The 19,601-nt window shown below is 32.5% G+C and carries 18 protein-coding genes and 1 pseudogene; 11 read left to right on the forward strand and 8 right to left on the reverse strand.

Annotation, left to right across the window (positions count from 1 at the left end; genetic code table 11):
• Positions 1-679: 679 nt before the first annotated feature.
• The 3 genes from ACFWM3_RS13345 to ACFWM3_RS13355 all read right to left on the reverse strand — a co-directional run bounded on the left by ACFWM3_RS13345 (position 680) and on the right by ACFWM3_RS13355 (position 2,163).
• Positions 680-1,090, reverse strand: a complete 411-nt coding sequence (locus ACFWM3_RS13345; RefSeq protein WP_390311640.1) for a GNAT family N-acetyltransferase — start codon at positions 1,088-1,090, stop codon at positions 680-682.
• 76 nt (positions 1,091-1,166) lie between these two features.
• Entirely contained in the window at positions 1,167-1,685 is a 519-nt protein-coding gene (gene paiA / locus ACFWM3_RS13350; protein ID WP_390311662.1) for a spermidine/spermine N(1)-acetyltransferase, read from the reverse strand.
• A 25-nt stretch (positions 1,686-1,710) separates the two neighbouring features.
• On the reverse strand, positions 1,711-2,163 hold the full coding sequence (locus tag ACFWM3_RS13355) for a MarR family winged helix-turn-helix transcriptional regulator (protein WP_390311641.1): 453 nt from the start codon (positions 2,161-2,163) through the stop codon (positions 1,711-1,713).
• 127 nt (positions 2,164-2,290) lie between these two features.
• Between ACFWM3_RS13355 and ACFWM3_RS13360 the strand changes: the two genes are divergently transcribed.
• From ACFWM3_RS13360 to ACFWM3_RS13370, 3 genes are read left to right on the forward strand one after another with little or no spacing between them, the layout of a single operon-like run.
• Positions 2,291-2,728 carry a GNAT family N-acetyltransferase gene (locus ACFWM3_RS13360; protein ID WP_056467892.1) on the forward strand — a complete coding sequence of 146 codons (438 nt, stop codon included), beginning with the start codon at positions 2,291-2,293 and terminating at the stop codon, positions 2,726-2,728.
• Between the two features lie 17 nt (positions 2,729-2,745).
• The gene (locus ACFWM3_RS13365; protein WP_390311663.1) at positions 2,746-3,390 is read left to right on the forward strand and encodes a YczE/YyaS/YitT family protein; all 645 of its coding nucleotides are present in this window, start codon (positions 2,746-2,748) and stop codon (positions 3,388-3,390) included.
• 57 nt (positions 3,391-3,447) lie between these two features.
• Positions 3,448-3,582, forward strand: coding sequence for a hypothetical protein (locus ACFWM3_RS13370; RefSeq protein WP_056467807.1), 135 nt, complete (start codon positions 3,448-3,450; stop codon positions 3,580-3,582).
• A 66-nt stretch (positions 3,583-3,648) separates the two neighbouring features.
• Here ACFWM3_RS13370 and ACFWM3_RS13375 read toward each other — a convergent pair whose 3' ends face one another.
• From ACFWM3_RS13375 to ACFWM3_RS13385, 3 genes and pseudogenes are all read right to left on the reverse strand, one after another.
• Positions 3,649-4,425 carry a putative protein N(5)-glutamine methyltransferase gene (locus tag ACFWM3_RS13375; RefSeq protein WP_390311664.1) on the reverse strand — a complete coding sequence of 259 codons (777 nt, stop codon included), beginning with the start codon at positions 4,423-4,425 and terminating at the stop codon, positions 3,649-3,651.
• 200 nt (positions 4,426-4,625) lie between these two features.
• Positions 4,626-5,039, reverse strand: a pseudogene (locus tag ACFWM3_RS13380) (SRPBCC family protein).
• Between the two features lie 17 nt (positions 5,040-5,056).
• Positions 5,057-6,295 (reverse strand): helix-turn-helix domain-containing protein, encoded by a 1,239-nt coding sequence (locus ACFWM3_RS13385; protein ID WP_390311642.1) that lies wholly within the window; start codon positions 6,293-6,295, stop codon positions 5,057-5,059.
• Between the two features lie 619 nt (positions 6,296-6,914).
• On the opposite strand from ACFWM3_RS13385, the gene ACFWM3_RS13390 reads away from it, so the two are divergent.
• The 3 genes from ACFWM3_RS13390 (at position 6,915) to ACFWM3_RS13400 (ending at position 9,199) form a co-directional block, all read left to right on the forward strand.
• A complete protein-coding gene (locus ACFWM3_RS13390) occupies positions 6,915-7,802 on the forward strand; it encodes a LysR family transcriptional regulator (RefSeq protein WP_056467811.1) in 888 nt (295 codons plus the stop codon).
• Between the two features lie 254 nt (positions 7,803-8,056).
• A complete protein-coding gene (locus ACFWM3_RS13395; RefSeq protein ID WP_056467814.1) occupies positions 8,057-8,281 on the forward strand; it encodes a hypothetical protein in 225 nt (74 codons plus the stop codon).
• 204 nt (positions 8,282-8,485) lie between these two features.
• Positions 8,486-9,199 (forward strand): DUF421 domain-containing protein, encoded by a 714-nt coding sequence (locus ACFWM3_RS13400; RefSeq protein WP_390311643.1) that lies wholly within the window; start codon positions 8,486-8,488, stop codon positions 9,197-9,199.
• Positions 9,200-9,253: 54 nt separating this feature from the next.
• Here ACFWM3_RS13400 and ACFWM3_RS13405 read toward each other — a convergent pair whose 3' ends face one another.
• Positions 9,254-13,531, reverse strand: a complete 4,278-nt coding sequence (locus tag ACFWM3_RS13405) for a S8 family serine peptidase (protein ID WP_390311644.1) — start codon at positions 13,529-13,531, stop codon at positions 9,254-9,256.
• A 583-nt stretch (positions 13,532-14,114) separates the two neighbouring features.
• Here ACFWM3_RS13405 and ACFWM3_RS13410 point away from each other — a divergent pair.
• Genes ACFWM3_RS13410 through ACFWM3_RS13420 form a run of 3 tightly spaced genes read left to right on the forward strand, consistent with a single transcriptional unit; the run spans position 14,115 to position 17,775 of the window.
• On the forward strand, positions 14,115-15,575 hold the full coding sequence (locus ACFWM3_RS13410; protein WP_056467822.1) for a spore germination protein: 1,461 nt from the start codon (positions 14,115-14,117) through the stop codon (positions 15,573-15,575).
• On the forward strand, positions 15,572-16,684 hold the full coding sequence (locus ACFWM3_RS13415) for a GerAB/ArcD/ProY family transporter (RefSeq protein ID WP_056467825.1): 1,113 nt from the start codon (positions 15,572-15,574) through the stop codon (positions 16,682-16,684). The genes ACFWM3_RS13410 and ACFWM3_RS13415 overlap by 4 nt, the downstream gene beginning before the upstream one ends.
• Positions 16,681-17,775, forward strand: a complete 1,095-nt coding sequence (locus ACFWM3_RS13420; RefSeq protein WP_390311645.1) for a Ger(x)C family spore germination protein — start codon at positions 16,681-16,683, stop codon at positions 17,773-17,775. The genes ACFWM3_RS13415 and ACFWM3_RS13420 overlap by 4 nt, the downstream gene beginning before the upstream one ends.
• 127 nt (positions 17,776-17,902) lie before the next feature.
• Here ACFWM3_RS13420 and ACFWM3_RS13425 read toward each other — a convergent pair whose 3' ends face one another.
• Positions 17,903-18,334 (reverse strand): Lrp/AsnC family transcriptional regulator, encoded by a 432-nt coding sequence (locus ACFWM3_RS13425; RefSeq protein ID WP_056467903.1) that lies wholly within the window; start codon positions 18,332-18,334, stop codon positions 17,903-17,905.
• 149 nt (positions 18,335-18,483) lie between these two features.
• On the opposite strand from ACFWM3_RS13425, the gene ACFWM3_RS13430 reads away from it, so the two are divergent.
• Together ACFWM3_RS13430 and cynS are read left to right on the forward strand one after the other, a co-directional pair.
• Positions 18,484-19,065 carry a beta-class carbonic anhydrase gene (locus tag ACFWM3_RS13430; protein ID WP_390311646.1) on the forward strand — a complete coding sequence of 194 codons (582 nt, stop codon included), beginning with the start codon at positions 18,484-18,486 and terminating at the stop codon, positions 19,063-19,065.
• Between the two features lie 34 nt (positions 19,066-19,099).
• A complete protein-coding gene (gene cynS / locus ACFWM3_RS13435) occupies positions 19,100-19,543 on the forward strand; it encodes a cyanase (protein WP_056467834.1) in 444 nt (147 codons plus the stop codon).
• Positions 19,544-19,601 lie beyond the last annotated feature (58 nt).

The following is a 19,601-nucleotide window of genomic DNA, read 5'->3' on the forward strand; positions in this document are numbered from 1 at the left end:
AACACCACAATGCATGATATACGGACATAATGCGTTGTGGTGTTTTTCATTGATACACTCTTTGTAAATTACTTATTCTTTTGATTAAGCTGTTTCATCACCAGATTAATCAATAGATATAGGCCGTATATCCCTAAGTAAGAGCCAGAAATTAAAAAATAAATATTAAGAAATACAGCATGAATACTTGTCATAAAAACAACATCATGTTTTATAATTTCATAAATTGATATTGCTGAAATACCCCCAAAAACAACATAAGAAATGATGGCGATCAAATTAAAGATTGTGTTAAATATTCGATTAAATCTAGCTAATCCATTCATAATAATAGGAAAAAAAATAATTGAACAAAATATTAAAGTTTTCAAGTGGTTTACTTACTCCATTTTATAATTGAATTATGATAATTTTTATTCTTTACAAATTTATATTAACTATCCAAATTGAGCGCTCTTTTCATTTCCTCTTAAAAACACCAAATAAATACCAAAAAAGCTTGGTGACCAATCAAGCTTTTTTTGGATAACCGTATGAAAAAGGGGTGGGGAATTATACATAAGGTTTTATGACAGCATTTATTAATACCGGGGTTTTTTGTATTGAATGTTATCATATATTAAATGATAATGATTATCAGTATCATTGTCAACTTTTTTACGTATATTATACTTATCTACTATAAATATTTCTCCATAATAACGTATTCTTTACCATCTTTTATAAAACTGGTATTGGTTTCTTCCAAACCAAATTTTTTATAAAAATTCACTTTATTCTTTCTAGCATTACACCAAATTTTCCTCACGTTATAATTCTGAACTTCGTTTATAACGTAATCTAACAGTGTACTCCCATACCCTTTACCTTGTTCTTGTTGAAGAGTTACAAATTTACGGAACTGACATTCTCCGTTGGTTATAAAAATAGAAATGACTGAAATTAGAGTAAATCCTTTAAAAAGGCCATAATGTTCCCCTAAATCATCATCTTTCAATTTTATATAATCAAAAGGCTGATCTGGCCACATAACTTTATGCCTTAATTCCCAAACATCTTCCTTATTTACCTGTCTAATCGCAATTTCCATCGTTCTCTCCTTTGAGTTTTTACCTTTAATCTTTAAATGAGAGATTTTTTTCATGTGAACAATAACAAAAAAATTATTATACGAGTGTTTTAGTCATAATAAAGTCTATTTGTTCTTCATCACCCATGTAAAATGAGTGCGACCCAGTGTGAACAAAACCCATTTTTTTATAAAATGCGATAGCATTTTCGTTTTTTTCCCATACGCCTAGCCAGATTTTCTTTTTATTAAGTTCATCTGCAATTTCTATGGCCTTATTATATAGAACTTTACCAAGACCGTGTTTTTGAAGTTCCTTCTTTATATAAATCCTCTCAATTTCAAGTGATTCATCACCCATTACTTCAGATTGGGCAACATCTGTATTGACCTTTAAATATCCAGCGACGGTATGATTAAAATAAATGAAAAAGAATTGCGAAGATTGATTTAACAATTCTTCTTCTATTTGATTTAAATTAAACGCTCTTTCTAAATAAGCATTCATATTTTCTAATGTATTTTGATCCTTAAATGTCTCATTAAACGTTTCATAACCGATTTGTTGAAGTTTGTGCGAATCTTTAGAGCTACATTTTGTTATATTAATCGTCATATTCATACGTCTCTCCTCTATCTAATTAATAATTTCTCTTATTTCCCTTTTTTACAAATTCCCAGTCTTTTTCTACATTTTTTCTTACCTTTTGAAGAAGATTAAAAATGGTTTCAACTTCTCTTTCGGACAGCCCCTCTAGTGCAACGATATTAGAATAATCGTTTTCTCTTTTAATAAAAGGATAAACACTTTCCCCTTTTTCTGTAGCAAAGAGTTTTTTTATTTTTTTGTTCTCTTTATCCTCTTTCTTTTCAATAAATCCATTCATTTCAAGTTTTTTTATAGCACGCGCTGCTGTAGTTCGATCTACTTTTATCATCTCAGCCAATTTTTCTTGAATGATTCCTGGATTTTCAACTATTCGCACTAGATATAAATACTGCCCTTTTGTAAGGTCATGCTCTTTAAATTCAATATTACTGATCGAATCTAGTGCCCTTGCGATCATTCCAATTTCACGAAGAATTTCCTTCATAATGAACTCCTTAGTATTAATTTTGTTGTAAATGCAATAAAAATGTTATATATTGAATTTAACTTATTTATGTTGCATTTGCAATAAAACAACAAAAAAATTTAATGAAAAGGGACTGATAAAAATGATGAATACAAAAAAAGTAACGAATGAAGACGAGCTAAAAATAGCATTTGCAATAAGGAAAGATATATTTGTGAAAGAACAAGGAGTACCTCTAGAAGATGAATTTGATCAATATGATAATTTAAATGGAGATTGCGAACACATATTAGTTCATTACAATGAACAACCAGTCGGAACAGGAAGAATTAGGTTTGTTGAGGGCGTAGGTAAATTAGAAAGAATCTGTATCCTTGAGTCTTTCCGAAAATTTGGTCTAGGCAAAAACATTATTAAAGCTTTAGAAGAAATCGCGGAAGAGCAAGGAACTTCGAAAGTAAAATTGCATGGCCAAACACATGCAGAAGGTTTTTATAAAAAACTTGGTTATCAAACTTCCTCTGATGTCTTTATAGAAGACGGGATCCCTCATATTCTAATGCTAAAAGAAATAACTAAATGATAAAGCGATTAATTATAGTGAAATATGCTTTTTACGTAATAGGAATTTTAATATTAACTTTAGGTATTTCAATCAATATACAATCTAACCTGGGAACTTCACCTTTTGATGCGCTTTTAGTAGGGCTATCCAAAAATGTGGGGCTGACTGTCGGAAGTTGGGAAATCATCATTGCTTTACTACTAATATGTATAAATTCTTTTATAAAAAGACAAAGACCAGAATTTTTAGGATTAGTAACTGCCTTTATTACGGGTATCGGTATTGATATGTGGCTTTATTTACTACACAATTTAGTAACACCTGAAATTTGGTATAGCAAAACAGCTTGTTATAGTATCGGATTAGTTATTTCAGGACTCGGCACTGCAACCTATTTACACACAAACTTTGCACCAATTCCAGTGGACCGATTAACATTAATCCTCCAAGAGTTAACTAGAACAACTATCTTTTTTTCGAAAACACTCATTTATCTCATATTCTTAATAGCAGCATTCATTTCAAATGGGCCAATCGGCATTGGAACAATCCTAACCGTTTGCTTTGGTGGGTTAATACTTAATTTCTTTATGCCACTTACAAAAAAGTTATTAGACCGCATATTATCTCAAAATAGTACATCTTCTAACTTTGAAAAAGAGAAAAATCTTTCTATATAGATGTACTAGCTCATAAATCTACTGTCTTCGGAAACACTATCCTTGGAGGTGAAGCACATGAGTAAAAAATCATCTGGAAGAGGACAAAAAGCCCCAAGTGTTAATCCACAAGGATACGGAAAAGACGTTGAATTTTCAACCGAGCCTCAAAGTGAACTACAAAATTTAGCAAAAAAGTCGAACAAAAAATAAACTTTGCTATTAAAAACAACCAGAATTACCCATAACGGGGCTATTCTGGTTGTTTTTTTACTTAATCTATAATGGGGATTTTGTACCAATTACGACTGTGGCGTCCAATTCAATATTGTGTTTTAATTCAGCTATTAGTCCATATTCAGTAAAGATTTCAGCTGTTTGAGGAGCCTGATTTTTGCTCGTTTCTATTAATAAATGCCCGCCTGAAGCTAACCAAATAGACGCATTTTCTGCCACTTTTCGATGAATATCATTTCCATCCATACCACCATCAAGTGCCACTTTCGGCTCATAAAGACGTGCCTCCTGTGGCAGCGACTTTATTGCCTCAGTTGGAACATATGGTGCGTTCGCCACTATAATATCAACATTCCCAAGTAAATGAGGTGGCAGTGGATTATAAAGGTCCCCTTCATAAACAAGACCACCTAGTTTAGAAACATTGAACTTGGCACACTGAACTGCCGTAGGATCAATATCGACCGCATACAACGTAACGAACCCCACTGCCTTGGAAATCGCTACACCCACTGCACCAGAACCACAACAAAGATCGACCACTTTGACACCAGGTACAGATAAGTCAATAGCTTTTTGAGCAAGAAACTCTGTCCGACGGCGAGGAACGAAGACACCTGGGACTACTGTAATCCTATTGCCATAAAACTCCGCCCAACCTAGGATATATTCTAATGGTGAGCCAGTTACTCGAAGATTTACCATTGTTAAAAGTTCTTCCAAAGTATCCGCTTCAGAAATGAGAAGCTGAGCCTCTTCTTCTGCAAAAACGCAACCGGCGTTTCGAAGTTGCTCGATTATATAGTCACTACTAGAAATTTCATTTTGCTTTATAATAATTACCACCCAATCTTTATAAAGTTTATTATTGGGAGTTCGTTATATAATCTAAAATACCTTCTTCAACTTGGATACTAGTAGTTGGAGATGGTCCTTGCTACGCGGTCTGTAAATATTTATTAAAAAAAAACAGAATAACTCTCTATAGAGATCAATTCGTTTTTTAAACACTTATTAGTTTAAGACATACTTGCCAGATGTTCCCCAAGACGATCCATTGTCTGTTCAGCACCTGGAACGGCATATGTTTTTACCTTATCAAATACAGTAACATCTTATTCAAATCGTGAACTATATGTAAGTTTAGTCTTACCATCAAGCTCTTCAAAGATTGCTGTCGCTAGAAAATGAGAAAACACATCATGTTTGAAGACGATTCTCTCCAGTTGAACGACTTCGACTATGATGTTAGTGTTTGGAAAATCAACGCCATCAGGACTGTTCATGATAAACTCCCATATACCTCCAGATTTCATCTCAAACTTTTTAAAAGTCGACGTAAATCCATTAGGTCCCCACCACTTTGATAAGTGCTCCTCATTCGTCCAAGCTTCAAACACAAGCTCACGTGGAGCATCTAGTACCGAGGCCAATTAAAGATATTACTAATTCAACTTAAAATTCGAATATATTTTTCTTCTAATTCTTCACTCAAAAAATCTCGATAATGCCAGATTGCTAATAAACATTTTTGGAATCTCTCATGACTCTCCGAATTTTTGACCTTTAACGCCACGTTTAATATTTCATCAAGACCTTCGTTTATTTTATCTTCTTCACATTTTAACAATCCTAGTGCATAACAGTAATCTAAATAAAGATGCTGTTTAAATAGATCAGTTGAGTTGCCCATTTCAACGATTTGATCTTCATACTTTTCAATAAAGTTTTCAGCATCTTCTAGTCTACCTAACTTAACATAGCTTTCTATAATTCTTGGAATTCCTACATAAAAGTCATCTCGATTTAAAAGCCAATTAATATATGAATCAACAACATGTAGATTGCCAAAATCTATGTGCGCGACAAATCGGTTTCCAACAGCAATATCCGCATAATACGTATTAATTTTTTCATATTTTTCAATTAGGTTTAAAATATCATCCAAATTGCCACCTAATCTTGTTAGTGCAAATGCCTGATACATTAATGCTCGTCCTATATGCTCTTTAATTTTAGCCATTCTTTCTAATCGTTTAGCATAATGTAAAACCTCATCCCAATTTTTTAACATATAGTAAGTAGCTGTAATCCATAAGATTGTTAATTCCTGAAACTTAGGCGGCATATAGGAAATATACTCAATAATTCGAACTAAAACTAAACTTCCCTCACTCGTTAGACGAGTCATATAAAATTTTCGGAAATAACTAATTGCTACTTCTTCAGTTCCTGAATTGGGCATGTGCTCAATGATTATTTCGTACAAAGGTAGTGCTTCTTTTTCCTTTCCTTCTAAAAACAACTGCTCTGCAATATGGAATAAATTTTGAAAGTATTTAGAACGGATTGCTTTTGATTTTTCCTCAATCATTACTGATAAAATAAAGTTTAATTCCGTCTTAAAACCATTCTTGGCACATTCATAGATAAAGGCATCACTTCTCCTTTTATCTAATAAATTTCTCTCATTAAAACATAGTTTCGCATATCCTTTGTAAAAGAATCCTTTAGGTAGTTGAAAAGCCTCAGTTATTGCATCCAAGTAATGCAATGATAGTGGTTTTTTATTATTAAAGATTCTACTCATATCGCTATAATGGATATCTGCTTTTCTTGCTAACTCTTTAAGATTCCATTTATTTACCTTCATCAGCTTGTTAAACTCGTAAAGTAGAAAATCATTCATGTTGCACCCCCACCTAATTTTTAAAATTTCTCTCTATATGAAAAGCAAAAATGCCATAAACCACTTTATCTATGGCTTACAGCATCTAATTATTGTTAACTGGAATGAAATATATTGAAGTACAAAGATGCTGTCTAACTACACGAGGTTATGATTTTGTAGTTTATCTTTAAAATGATTGTCTCTTTGTTCAGTTCAAATTATGAATTGAACCCAGTTATTATTATCATGCAATTTTAAATACCGAAAATAAACTTAAAAATATTATTATAGAATACAAATTATGTGCATCTTTATTTTTGATTTGGCTATAAAACAATCACTTTTAATCTATATACCATTATTCAAAAATTTCAGAAAATAAAACCGATTCCTACCTTATTATTGTATACACTATATTTTAGTTACTTATATTTATCTTGTAAAACGCGTTTTTGTTTATTACCTATTAAGGAATACTTAATTACACACTTCTTAATAAAATATATCGAAATAACAAATTCTCTTTTAGGCCAATGGTCAATATTTCCAGTACTAAAATACTATTTAATAATTTAATATATTTAAAAACATACAGTATAATTATTCATACTTCGACACCGCTTAAAGGAGGTACAAAATGAATATCGAGCATTTAAAATATATAGTAGAAATATCGAAAGAGGAATCTATTACAAAAGCAGCTAAAAACTTACATATATCTGCCTCAGCTGTTAGCCAAGCTTTGAAGGAATTAGAAAAGAAATTAGATTTAAAACTATTCTTCCGCTTAAAGATGAAAACAGTACCTACTGAAGCTGGAAAAGAAGTCATTAAACAGGCACAAAAAGTCTTAGATGAATTTGAAGTTTTAGAGGATAAGATTTCAATTCAAAAGAATGCTCTTCAAACTCAAATAAAAATTGCAACTGTTCCCGGATTAATATATATGATTAATGACTCAATCATAAACTTCAAAAAAGATTTTCCAATGATTGATGTGCAAGTTTATGAATATGATCCTGCACAGATTCTAGACCTAATTCCAACTGTTCAACCTGATATTGCTTTTTTATTTTCAAATGAAAAAAGACTAAATGAAAACAAAGATTTACGATACGAACTGATGACTACAACAAAATACTGCGTACTCGTCGGTGACAAATCTCCCTTAAATAAGCTTCAAGAAGTTACGCCAGAAGACTTGATTCAGGAAAATTTTGTTCTATATAACAGTAATTCTTTAATAGAACACAGTCGCAATATTTTTGACAATATGAAAATCTTATTCGTTACAAATAATACCGATAGTATTAGAGATGCCGTAAAAAAAAATTTAGGGATTACACTGGTCCGTGATCTAACGTTTAAAAACCATCCTGATACTTTATTAGGAAAAATTAAGACCATTCCTTTAAAAACTCCAACTTTTATAAGTGATGAATTCTGGTCTGTTTCTCTTGCAAGCAAGCCCCTTACTCAAGTTTCAAAAAACTTTATCAAATATATGCAAGCTAATATAGAGTGAAAACTAACTAGACCAAATCTTTGAGGGATTTGGTTTTTTACTATCTAAATAGTCCTCTTTCTGTCGATATTTACATTATATTGAAGGTTGATTTGATTTGAAGTTTGAAAAAAACTATAAATTTTAAATTTTCCTAAACTGAAGGGTTCCTCCCGAAAAAGCTAACCTAAACATAATTTGCCTTACCGCCATGGAATAAGGCACCATTCCTTTTCCAATCAAATATACTTATTTGAAAGGAGTGAGTGATCAAAATGCCTTGGAGTCAAAAAATAAGATATTTAGTAGGTCAACCAGTAGGAGTTTCTTTAACAAATGGGCAAGGTACATCAGGAGTATTGTGTGGTGTATCTGGTTCAAAGGTTCTAATTATTGAATATATGTATCAATCACAATTTGCTCTAAAACAGTACGATTTCAATATGATTCAAGATATTAATGGATTTCCACCTTGTCAAAGCCAGCATCCGGTTTATTAAATAGTTCTCTATCCTTAATTTCAACTTCCATGTACCATATTATGAATAGTAATCAAAACTATTAAAACCTGCATAAGTGTGTAGGTTTTTCATATTTAAATTGGAATGGACATTTAATTGTTTCTTACAAAAGAATCTACTTTTACGTATTATCTATTTCTTTTATGTAAAAATATAGTAAGAATAAAATTAAAGGTGAAGGTAATGATTGGAACAATTGACGTCATAGTTCGAACTCTTTCAGCATTTGTTTTACTTATTTGTATTACTCACATACTAGGAAAACAAACCATTTCAAAGATGACTTATCACGATTATATTACTTCTATTACAATAGGTTCTATTGCAGGTAATTTAGCGTTTAATACTTCAATAAGATTCAGTAACTATCTAACTGCATTAATCATTCTTTGCACGTTTTTATTCCTTGCTACTTTGGTTTCATTAAAGAATAAAAAAGCTAGAGCAATATTTAATGGAGAGCCTACTGTTGTTATACAAGATGGTAAGATCCTTGAAAAAAACATAGAAAAATTAAGAATTTCAATGGATTCATTCAATCAAGCACTGAGAAGGAGAGATATATTTGATATAGATGAGGTAGAATTCGCTATTTTTGAACCTGATGGACATTTATCTATATTAAAGAAACCATTATATCGTTTTGTAACTAGAGAAGATTTGGGAATATCTAGTCCTTCGCAGTCAAATTTCCCTATTGAACTCATTATGGATGGTCAAATGGTTGATAAAAACATCACTCAAAACCACTTAACAAAAGATTGGATCGTTACTGAAATTGAGCGACGAGGTTTGAAATTGGCTGATGTTTCATATTGTGTTCGTGGAACAAATGGTCAATTGTATTTTGATTTGTACAAAGATCAGATTAAATCGCCTGTTGATATAGAGGAATGAATAAAAGAATCGGTAACCTCACTTGAGATTACCGATTTTCTGTAATTTTATAGATTAATTTAGACCAAGTGCTTCTAACACATCATCTAATGTTTTACCTTTATATTTCTTAACTGGTTTTGGCGAATTATCATTCCAAGGATTTTGCATCATGTAGTTATTAATGACATATTGCATATCTTTTGCATCCACAACGCCATCATAGTTAATGTCAGCAGCACGCTTATTTGTATCCCAGTATGTTTGAATGTACAGCGCATCATTTACGTCAATGACATTATCTTTATTGACATCTCCACCAGGGATATAGTCATATTGAACTGGTTTTGATCCTGCTGTTACTTTTCCGTCTTCTTTTATCCCTACTGTAAAATCTTTTGAGAGCGTAAAGTGACCTGGTACATCAATTTTCAAATTAAAATTATCATCTGTTATCGGCAACCTTGTTCTAATTGACCACGGATTTGTTGAAGAATAACCAAATTGATCCGTTACACCATATTCTTTACCTTTTGAATCTTTCACACTAATTTTTGTACCTGTTTTACTATAGTCAAGTTGTTTCATTTCTGGCTCTAAACCACCAAACTTCATTAATCCTTCTGCTTCAATGCCTGATCTCATAAGTGAATAAGTAGGTGTGATATAGAAATACGGTTGAATTCCTTGAGTCGTTACTGTACTGTTATCCACATTTGTATAAACAGCGCTAAAGAATCTTGAACCGGTTGTACTTTTGAAGCTCATTGGTCCTTTGTAGTAGACGTCTTTTGCTTTGAATGTTGCGTCTACTAGGGATACATCGCCAGCAATTCCTTTATTCGCAAGGTCTCCAGTTGCAGTTGCAGTAATCGTCATTTTAGTGTTCCCACCCTCAGAAGGGGTAGTCGTATATTGAACATCTAGCTTGCCTTTAAAAGCCATATTTGGTTGTACATTTACTACATCAAGGAACGTGCTTGGATATACGAAACTGAATTCAGCTTTCTTCAAGTTTGTTTTCACATTTTTTGTTGAGAATGTTAAAGTTGTTGACTCCCCCATGTTTATGCGTTTCTTATCAGAAATTGCAGTTGTATAAGAAGTACCTTTTCTAACAAAATAAGCATCAATGAAACTGCCATAATTTCTTACACTTGATTTACTATAATCTGAGAAATCGTATTCTGTAATTGGATTTACAATTGGACCAGAAGTAGCTAAAGGTATTTGTGCATTGAAATTTCCTTTTGAGTCTAATGGAATACTGATTTCTGATGAATTAGAAGGATTATAATACGTAAAAGTATTATCTCCTTGTGAAGCAGAAATGCCCCCTGCCTTCATCTCATCGATATCTTTATCAAATACATTTCCTGATACAGTAACCTTAGTGTCAGTTGGGATAGTAGTTTCATAAATGCCCCCTGCTGTCATATTGTCCATCGTTACCTTTGGTTCTCTCTCTCCATAGTAAACCGGTGCATCTGATGTGAACTTTTCTCCTTTATCGTTTGTACCAACCATACGAATTTTATATAATCCAGGATCTGTCTGTTTTGAATCATACGTAATTGGATTATCCGGATTGTCAGTTAATGGATAATATCTACCTTCATTTAAAACTCCTCGGAAATAATATTCCGTATTCTCGTCTGCTCCCATTCCATCAGCTGAGCCCAAGAATCCGATTTCTTTATCTGTTTCTGGGTCCACAAGGAAGAAATCAAAGTAACGCATATGTGAATTCAGTTTAAAGTTTACTCCAATTGACCATCTCGTGTAGTTACTTCCTGCTTCATATGCAATTGTATAAGCTGATGGATTACCAGTTACATAGGCTATCCCTTCTTTTACCGTGTGAATCGCAAACGGGATTTTATATGTTTCATTTGAATCCTTCTGGTTTGTATAGACTACATATCCTTCATAAGTTCCGAGTTTTGCAGATTTCGGAACATTGATCGTAGCGTTCATATTCGCACTGCTGTATTTTTTTACTTTGATAGAAGATTTTACATCTAGTGTAACACCATTTTCAGCAGCATCTTGATTTGCTCTAGAGTCGTCTGTAAAGCGAGCATCTAATGTCTGGAACTGAACCTTTACGTCATATGTTTTATCTACAGAAGATTTATTAAATAAAGTGATTGAACATTGATCTGTCAAGTCTTTACCATCAACAGCTTGTTCACCAAAACTTAACGCTCCAGTAATGTTTTTTATTTGTTTAATGCCCTTACTTGCTAGAGTGGTTCCACCGGTATTCGTTGCATTATCTTTAACCGTTGAAGTAGTGTCTTTAACTTGGATCTCCGTCTGTGCATGAACAGCTTTATAAGGGTTTACACGCCCAGCGCCAACTTCATAAACACTGTATTTATCAGATAAGGGATCCGCTGTATTCATAAGTGTTGCTTTAATATCTGAAGTATCCATATCAGGATGAGCTTGCTTGATTAAAGCGGCTACCCCTACAACGTTTGGCGTTGCCATCGATGTCCCAGATAAGCGATCGTATGCATAATTATAGTTTCCGATTTGATCCGCTCCGTGCATATAGGAAGGAACAGTAGAAAATACTGATACTCCTGGTGCAATTACTTCAGGTTTAATATCGTATAATACACGTGATGGACCGCGAGAACTAAACTGCGCTAATTTATCACCTGTTGTCACTAATTGTTTCATATTACTAAAAGTAAAGTCTATCGATGCACCTGGTACTGCTCCTGTTCCAAATGTAGGCAATTTAGTTGCTAAAGCTTTTCCTTGTGCGTTACTTAGTAAAAATGTTGGTATATAGTTAAAACCTTCTCCAAGATATACATCACCATTTGGAACGGGCGTGTCGTATAAAACAACAGCTTTTGCACCATGTGCCTTAGCAGTCGCTATGATTTGTGCCATTGGGTAGCTTCCTCGTTGTGCCAGTACAACTTTTCCTTTTACATCAATTGGAACAGTAGCTTTATCATCCTTCCAATAACTAACTTCACCGCCATAATCGACATTTACCATTTGCAGAGTTTGGCCATCAAAGTCTGCAACGTTATCCGTTAAGCCTTGTGCAGCTAGTTTTAAATCAGCAGGTAGATCTCCTGTTGCCGCATGGAATGCTCCTGTATAGGATGGAATTGTAATAGATGTATCACTTGCTCCTACTGTAATAGCTAATGGTGAATTACCAGGAGCCCCAAGAGAATACATTGAATCCCCAGAATTTCCTGCTGCGACAATCGCAGTTACACCTGCAAGAACAGCATTGTTAACCGCAATTGTTGTAGGATAAAATGGATCATTGTAATTTGCGCCAAGAGACATATTAATAACGTCCATACCATCTGCAACTGCTTTATCGAGTCCTGCAAGAATAGCTGATGTATAGCCGGATCCATATGGCCCTAAAACACGATAAGAATAAATATCAGCATCTGGTGCAACACCTGTTACTGCAAGATCCCCATCGTTTTTCCCTTGTCCAGCAATAATACCAGCTACATGCGTTCCGTGCTCAGTATAGTAAGCTTCTCCGTTTGTGGCTAACTCAGCTTGTCCAGACTTCTTCCAATCTGCGTAAGTTGTTTCCATCGGATCATTATCATTATCAACGAAATCATAACCACCTTTAAAAGCACCTTTTAAATCTGGATGGTTATAATCAATACCAGTATCAAGAATACCAACTTTTACGCCTTTACCTGTAAAGCCTTCTTCATGAAGCTTTTCTACTCCAGGAAATGTAACCATCGTATGAGTTGTAGCTTGTTTTCCTGATGTAGCTTTTTCACTGATTGACGGTGGCTCTACTTGTACTTGTAAATCACTATAGACTGCTTTTACTGAATTTGATTTAAGAAGCGATTTAATTTTGTTTGCAGGGAGCGTCATAGAAACCCCATTAAATGCTTTTTTATATGAACGTTTAATTGAATATGGATTTTTCTTAGCTTTTAATTCACTACTAAAAATTGTTTTTAAATCTTTTTGGAAAGTTTCGTGCGAAGCGTCCACTTTTGCTTGTGCATCTTTTGCAGTTAGTGAATCACCATCTGCTTCTGCTTCTAAAACAGCAGTTTGCTGAGGCTTGTCCTTAAATTCGACAATGACAGACGTAACCTTGTCGCTTGTTTGATCGACTTCAGGTGAAACCAGAAGCCCTGCTTTGTCACTTAGCTTCAATTGTTTAATTGCCTCACGCTGCTGAGGTGTTAGACTTGCTAATACTTGATCAATCTTTGAAGTTGCTTGTGCATGAACCTGATGTGAAAATGAAACCGGTGTTAATGTAGTGCCTATAAGTCCTGTTGTTAATGCTAGTGTTGTAACATTTTTAAACATTTTCTTTTTCATCTACTAACCTTCTTCCTTTTCTTAAGATAGATTCATTATATTGAGAGTTGGCACGATTGGCATTTTGCAAAATTCATTCAATTCAAACTTTTTTTCGTGATTTTCTGCTGTTTAATGAAAAATCATGTCAAAAAACCAGAAATATCCTCTACGACATTTCTGGTTTTTTGCTTGTTATTCTAAAGTAAATGAAGAGTTAATCGCAAATAAAACTAGCAAAACTGCAATTAAATCTCCAAGAATCGCAAATAAAATTAATAGTTACCTCTACCGGTTAAGGTATTATGATCTAAAACTTGTACAAAGGTAGATACTTTCAAAGGGAGAACTTGCAAAATATGCTCTATATTGAATAAATACTTGATAAAAAGTAACTAAAAATGAAAAGAACTATTAAAATACCTCCCACTAGCGCTAGTGCATTCTATTTTATAATTACAATCAAAAATAGGGCTTCTCGTGTCAGTTAATCTGACCCATGAGATAGCCCTTTTCTTTATTTATAATCATTCAATTACTTAATCTGACCAATGAATATGTTTTTCTATTTTACAAACAATATACGATAGGAGGTGGAATATTATTGAAAACGGAACAAACAATTACAATTTCTAAAGACATTAATCGTAATTTAGAAAAATTAAAAGAAGAGTTTTCAAATGTTTTTGATTTTAAAACAAGAAAGATTACTTTCAATAATAGACCACTATGTATTGCTTTTATCGATACAATCTCAAATAAAGAGATTATTAATGAAAAAATTATAAAGGTACTTTTAAATATAAAACATGGAAATATTATGACTGATCTTCCGGTTTCAACTATTTCTACAACTGATTGTTTTAACGAAATTAATGTTTCTCTTATTAATGGAAATACAATTATATTAGAGGATGGATCCAAGGAAGCCTATATAATAGATACTATTTTATTTGAAGTGAGATCAACTAGTGAACCTGTAAATGAAAAAGTCGTTTCGGGTGCTCACGACGGTTTTATTGAGAGCCTAAGTAAAAATGTAAATTATATAAGAAATAGAATTAGAAGTTCTCATTTTAAAACGGAAATTGTACAAATTGGTGATCCTGCTACAAATGTTGGCATTTTATATTTAGATAATATAGTAAATAAAGATATTCTACAAAATGTTAAAAATCGTATTCATTCAATTCAACTTGAAAATAATTTAACATCAGGTAAACTGGAAGAATTTATCGAGGATAGTTCCTTCTCCCCTTTCCCACAATTATTAAAAACAGAACGTCCTGATCGAGTTATTTCAAATTTGTTTGACGGTAAAATTGCAGTAATCGTTGAAGGGAGTCCTACCGTTTCAATTATGCCAGCTACTTTTTTTATGTTTTTTCAAACTCCTGATGACTATAATGGGCGGGTTTTAGTTGGGTCTTTTTTAAGAATCATACGGCTATTTAGTTTTTTTCTTTGTATAACTTTACCTGCAGTATACATATCAGTTATTTCATTTGGTTATGAAATTCTCCCATATGAATTAGTTACTACTATTCAAAACAGCATCGAATTTGTACCATTTTCACCATTTGTCGAAGCGATCATTATGCAATTGATATTGGAATTATTAAGAGAGGCATCCATTCGACTACCAAGCCCAATTGCTCAAACGATCGGCATTGTAGGAGGGCTCGTTATCGGAACAGCTATTGTAGAGGCTAATTTAGTTTCAAATCCTATGACAGTAGTACTCGCCATCACAGCAGTTGCATCATTTGTTGTTCCTGTTCATGAAATGAGTTTTACACTTCGATTATTAAGCTTTCCAATGATTATTTTGGCATCAATCTATGGATTTGTTGGTATTATATTCGGTTTAACGCTTATTTTTATTCATATTGTTAAACTAGAATCTTTTGGTTCTCCATACTTTTCACCTCTTGCACCAATTCGAATAAAGGATTTAAAGGATACCTTGATAAGAGTGCCAAATTGGAAAATGAAGACTCGACCGACAAATGCGCAACCCACTGATACGATTCAGTCCCAAGGAACGAAAGGGTGGAAAAAATGATAATTAAGCAAAATGAGACCATTTCATCCTTTCAATTATTTTTTTATATGGTAATCGTCCAATTAAATGTTACAACATTAAGGCTACCAATGTATTTATATAAAGAAAGTGCTCATGATGGATGGATTTCTTTATTACTTTCTTGTTTCTATTCTGTTTGTACTATATTCCTATATTCATTTTTAATTAAGCGGTTTCCTAATTTAACAATTTTTGAAGTTTGTACGCTTTTTTTTGGAAAATGGATCGGTGGAATATTAAAAATTTGTTATATTTTATATTTTGTCTTTATTGCTTATTCAATTAATCAATCCTATCTATTTGTTTTTAGTAAGTGGGTTTTTCCAAACTCACCATTTTGGAGTATTTTACTCCTTTTATTGATAATTGGTATCTATTTAGGAAAAGAAAATATTCGAACGATGACTCGATTTTTTCAATTATCTTTTTGGACATTTTTAATCATTTTCGTTTTTAGTATTGAAGCGTTTCAACAGGTGGAATGGAAATTTTTACTACCAGTTGCTCAAGTTAACTTTACCCATATAATGAAAGGAAGTTATACGTCTTATTATTTTCTACATGGTTTTGAGTGTCTTTTAGTTGTCTACCCATTTGTAAAAGGTCCTCATAGAAAAATAATAAAAAGCTCTATTTTTTCTATATTATTTATTACAATGATTAATCTATTTACTGTCGTTTTATGTTTCGTATTCTTTAGTAAAAAAGAAATGGCGTTAATTCCAGAACCAACAATTTATTTATTTAAAACCTTAACTTTTTTCAAAGTACTAGAACGACTTGATTTACTATTTCTTTCATTGTGGTTTGTCGTAATTGCCTCTTCCTATGTTGCTTATTTAAATTTGGCTAATGTTGGCATTTCAAATTTGATAAATAGAAATAGAGTTACTACATTTTCTACTCTTGCAATTTGCTTGATTATCTTTCTAGTTAGTAATTTAGTACCTTCTTCAAATGGTTTTTTAGATATCTTAATAAAAATCTTATCTATTTCGAGTTTTATTTTTATACTATTGATTCCGGCGTTGATCTTATGTATTTCCCTACTCTTTAAGATTAAAAGTAAGGAAGTTAAAGTGTCATGAAAAAATATCATTATATTCCTTATTTATTAATCTTCTTTTTAACAGGTTGCTGGGATCAACACTCCTTGAAGGACTCTGCATTAGTACTAAGTATTGCATATGACCAACTTCCTAATGACAATATTAAGGGAACTGCAAGCGTCAGTGCTAATATTGTAAAAGGTGACCAAACCGAGGCCACTAATTATATTGTTAATGATCAAGGCGCAAGTATAAGAGATGTACGTAACAATATTGATTACCAAATTCCTGGTAGTTTTTCACCCAACAAATTGCTAGTGATGCTATTAGGTGAAAACCTCGCAAAAAACAATTTGTATCCTTATTTTGATACCTTTTTCCGATTTATTAGAAACCCACTAACTTCACGAGTAGCAATCGTAAAAGGACAGGCCTCTAGTATTATTGAAATGAAAACTTATAAAGATATTTCTATCAGTGAGTCACTTTCAGAAATGCTTGAGGCAGCTGAAAATATTTCTGTAATTCCAAAAGAGACACAAGAAACTATTTACAAAAAAATGGACGATCCAGGTAGGGATTTAGTCGTCCCTTATTTAGAAAAAATAGATGATGAAACAATAAAAATTAAAGGTGTGGCACTTTTAGAAAACAATCGTTTTACCGGAAAAGTCCTAAATAATAAACAGTCAAAATTATTGTTATTACTGCAAGACAAAAAAAGTAATACGATGAGTTTGACGGAACCATTAGGGAGCAATAATGAGATTGTTTCTTTTAAAGTAAAAAGTATAAAAAGAAACCTACAAATTAAAAATGAAAAGCAACCTAAAGTAAAGATCGATTTAAAAATAAAGATCGATTTAATCGAGTATACTGGCGAAGATCTAGCTAGTAATATCAAGAAAAGGGAAATAGAAAACAAAATTGCTAAAAATATCGAAAACGAGCTAAAAGAAGTAATTAGCATTCTTCAAGAAACAAATTGTGATGCATTAGGAATAGGTAGATATTTAATGGCCTATCATCCTGATACTTGGAAGATGTTAAATTGGGAAAAGGACTATTCAAAAGTTCCCTTTGAGGTCAATACAAAAGTGACTATGTATACAAGTGGAATTATTTTATGACAGTTAAAACTAGTAAAGTTTAGCAATCATTTATTACATTATAAAACCAGAAAAGCCCTTTATCGGGCTTTTTTTGTTTTGCTTATTTCTATTCGTAATTTGTGTCAGTTTCCAAATGTGATTAGCTTTATTTTAACTTTCCTATTGATAGGTTAACACGATAATTTCCATACTTTAATAGTCTTTCTAGAAATGTATCCAATTCTTCATTCGAAGCAAAATGAGTTTTTAATAAATAACATCCTTCACCACTTGTACGATGTACTTCAGAAACTGCTTCTTCTTCTTGAAAGAACATCTTAAACTCTTGATGATTAGCTGTTTTTACGAACACAGTAACAAATGCAGTCACTATTTGTCCTAATTTGATTCGGTTTATTGCGATTGTATATTGCTCAATTATTCCTAAATCCTCTAGTCTTCGAATTCGATTTCCTACAGCCTGCCCCGTCATATGTATTTTTTGACCGAGTTCTTTCCATTGAATTCTTGAGTTTCCTCCTAATAATTTCAATATCTCAAAATCTGTCTGATCAATGATATAAATCAATCCTTTCATCATGAAAGTAGAAAGCCAGATAGTGTTTCGCCAACTTATTCTGCTTATCGATACAATTCACTATACTTAATTTATCCTCTTATATCACTTTACTTATAACATAGTGGATTCAACAAAGAAATACTCTTAATGTAAAGGTGGTTAAAAACATGTTATTACAAGAAATTTTAGCGTACAATGAACAACTTGTACAAAACAAGGAATACCTTCCTTATGAAGCAACAAAGATACCTCAAAAACGTATGGTTGTTGTCTCTTGCATGGATGCTCGTTTAATCGAGCTGCTTCCAAAAGCTTTAGATTTACACAATGGTGATGCAAAAATCATCAAAAATGCAGGTGGTACGATTACAGATGCCTTCGGTAGTATCATGCGAAGTGTTGTAACAGCTGTATATGAATTGAATGCAGAAGAAATTTATATTATTGGACATCATGCATGTGGAATGAGCCAAAGTAATCCAAAAGGAACACTTCAAAAAATATTGGATCGTGGAGTATCTTCACCAGAAATTTTCTCAGCCATCGAATATGCTGGAATTGACCTTGAAAAGTGGTTGTTTGGATTTGATCATGTCAACGATTCAATTCAAGCTAATATTGATTTAGTAAGAAATCATCCATTTATACCAAAAGAAATTCCTGTCCATGGTTTAGCTATTGATCCACACACAGGTAAATTAGATTTATTAGTTGATGGATATAAAACATTAAATGAAGTGAAAAATTAATTATTATTACTTAAATGGAAGGAAGTTAATAGATATGAATAGAAAAGAAGCTACGCAAAAAATTATAGAAGCAAAAATTGCAAAAGGTTTAACCTGGGAAGAAATTTCAAAAGTAAGTGAGAACTCTGAGTCTTGGGTTGTAACAGCATTATTAGGACAAGCTACAATGACACGTCCAGAAGCAGAAAAAATGGCTGAACTATTAGGGTTAAATGAAGAAGTAGTTCAAGCCTTAACGATTATTCCACATAGAGGTGATGCAATGCAAATGCCTCCTACTGACCCAATCTTATATCGTTTATATGAAATGTTATTAGTGTACGGACCAACTATTAAAGAATTAATTCAAGAAAAAGTTGGTGAAGGTATTATGAGTGCAATTGATTTCGAACTAGGTGTGGAGAAAAAAGAAGATCCAAATGGTGACCGTGTAATCCTAACACTTAATGGTAAATTCTTACCTTATCGTAAATGGTAAATTATAAAAAAATATTTCTATTAAATTAAAATAAATTTACACTATATAAACCTTAGAA

Origin of the sequence: Gottfriedia sp. NPDC058432 (assembly GCF_042721555.1) — a bacterium.
Lineage (GTDB): Bacteria > Bacillota > Bacilli > Bacillales > Bacillaceae_G > Gottfriedia.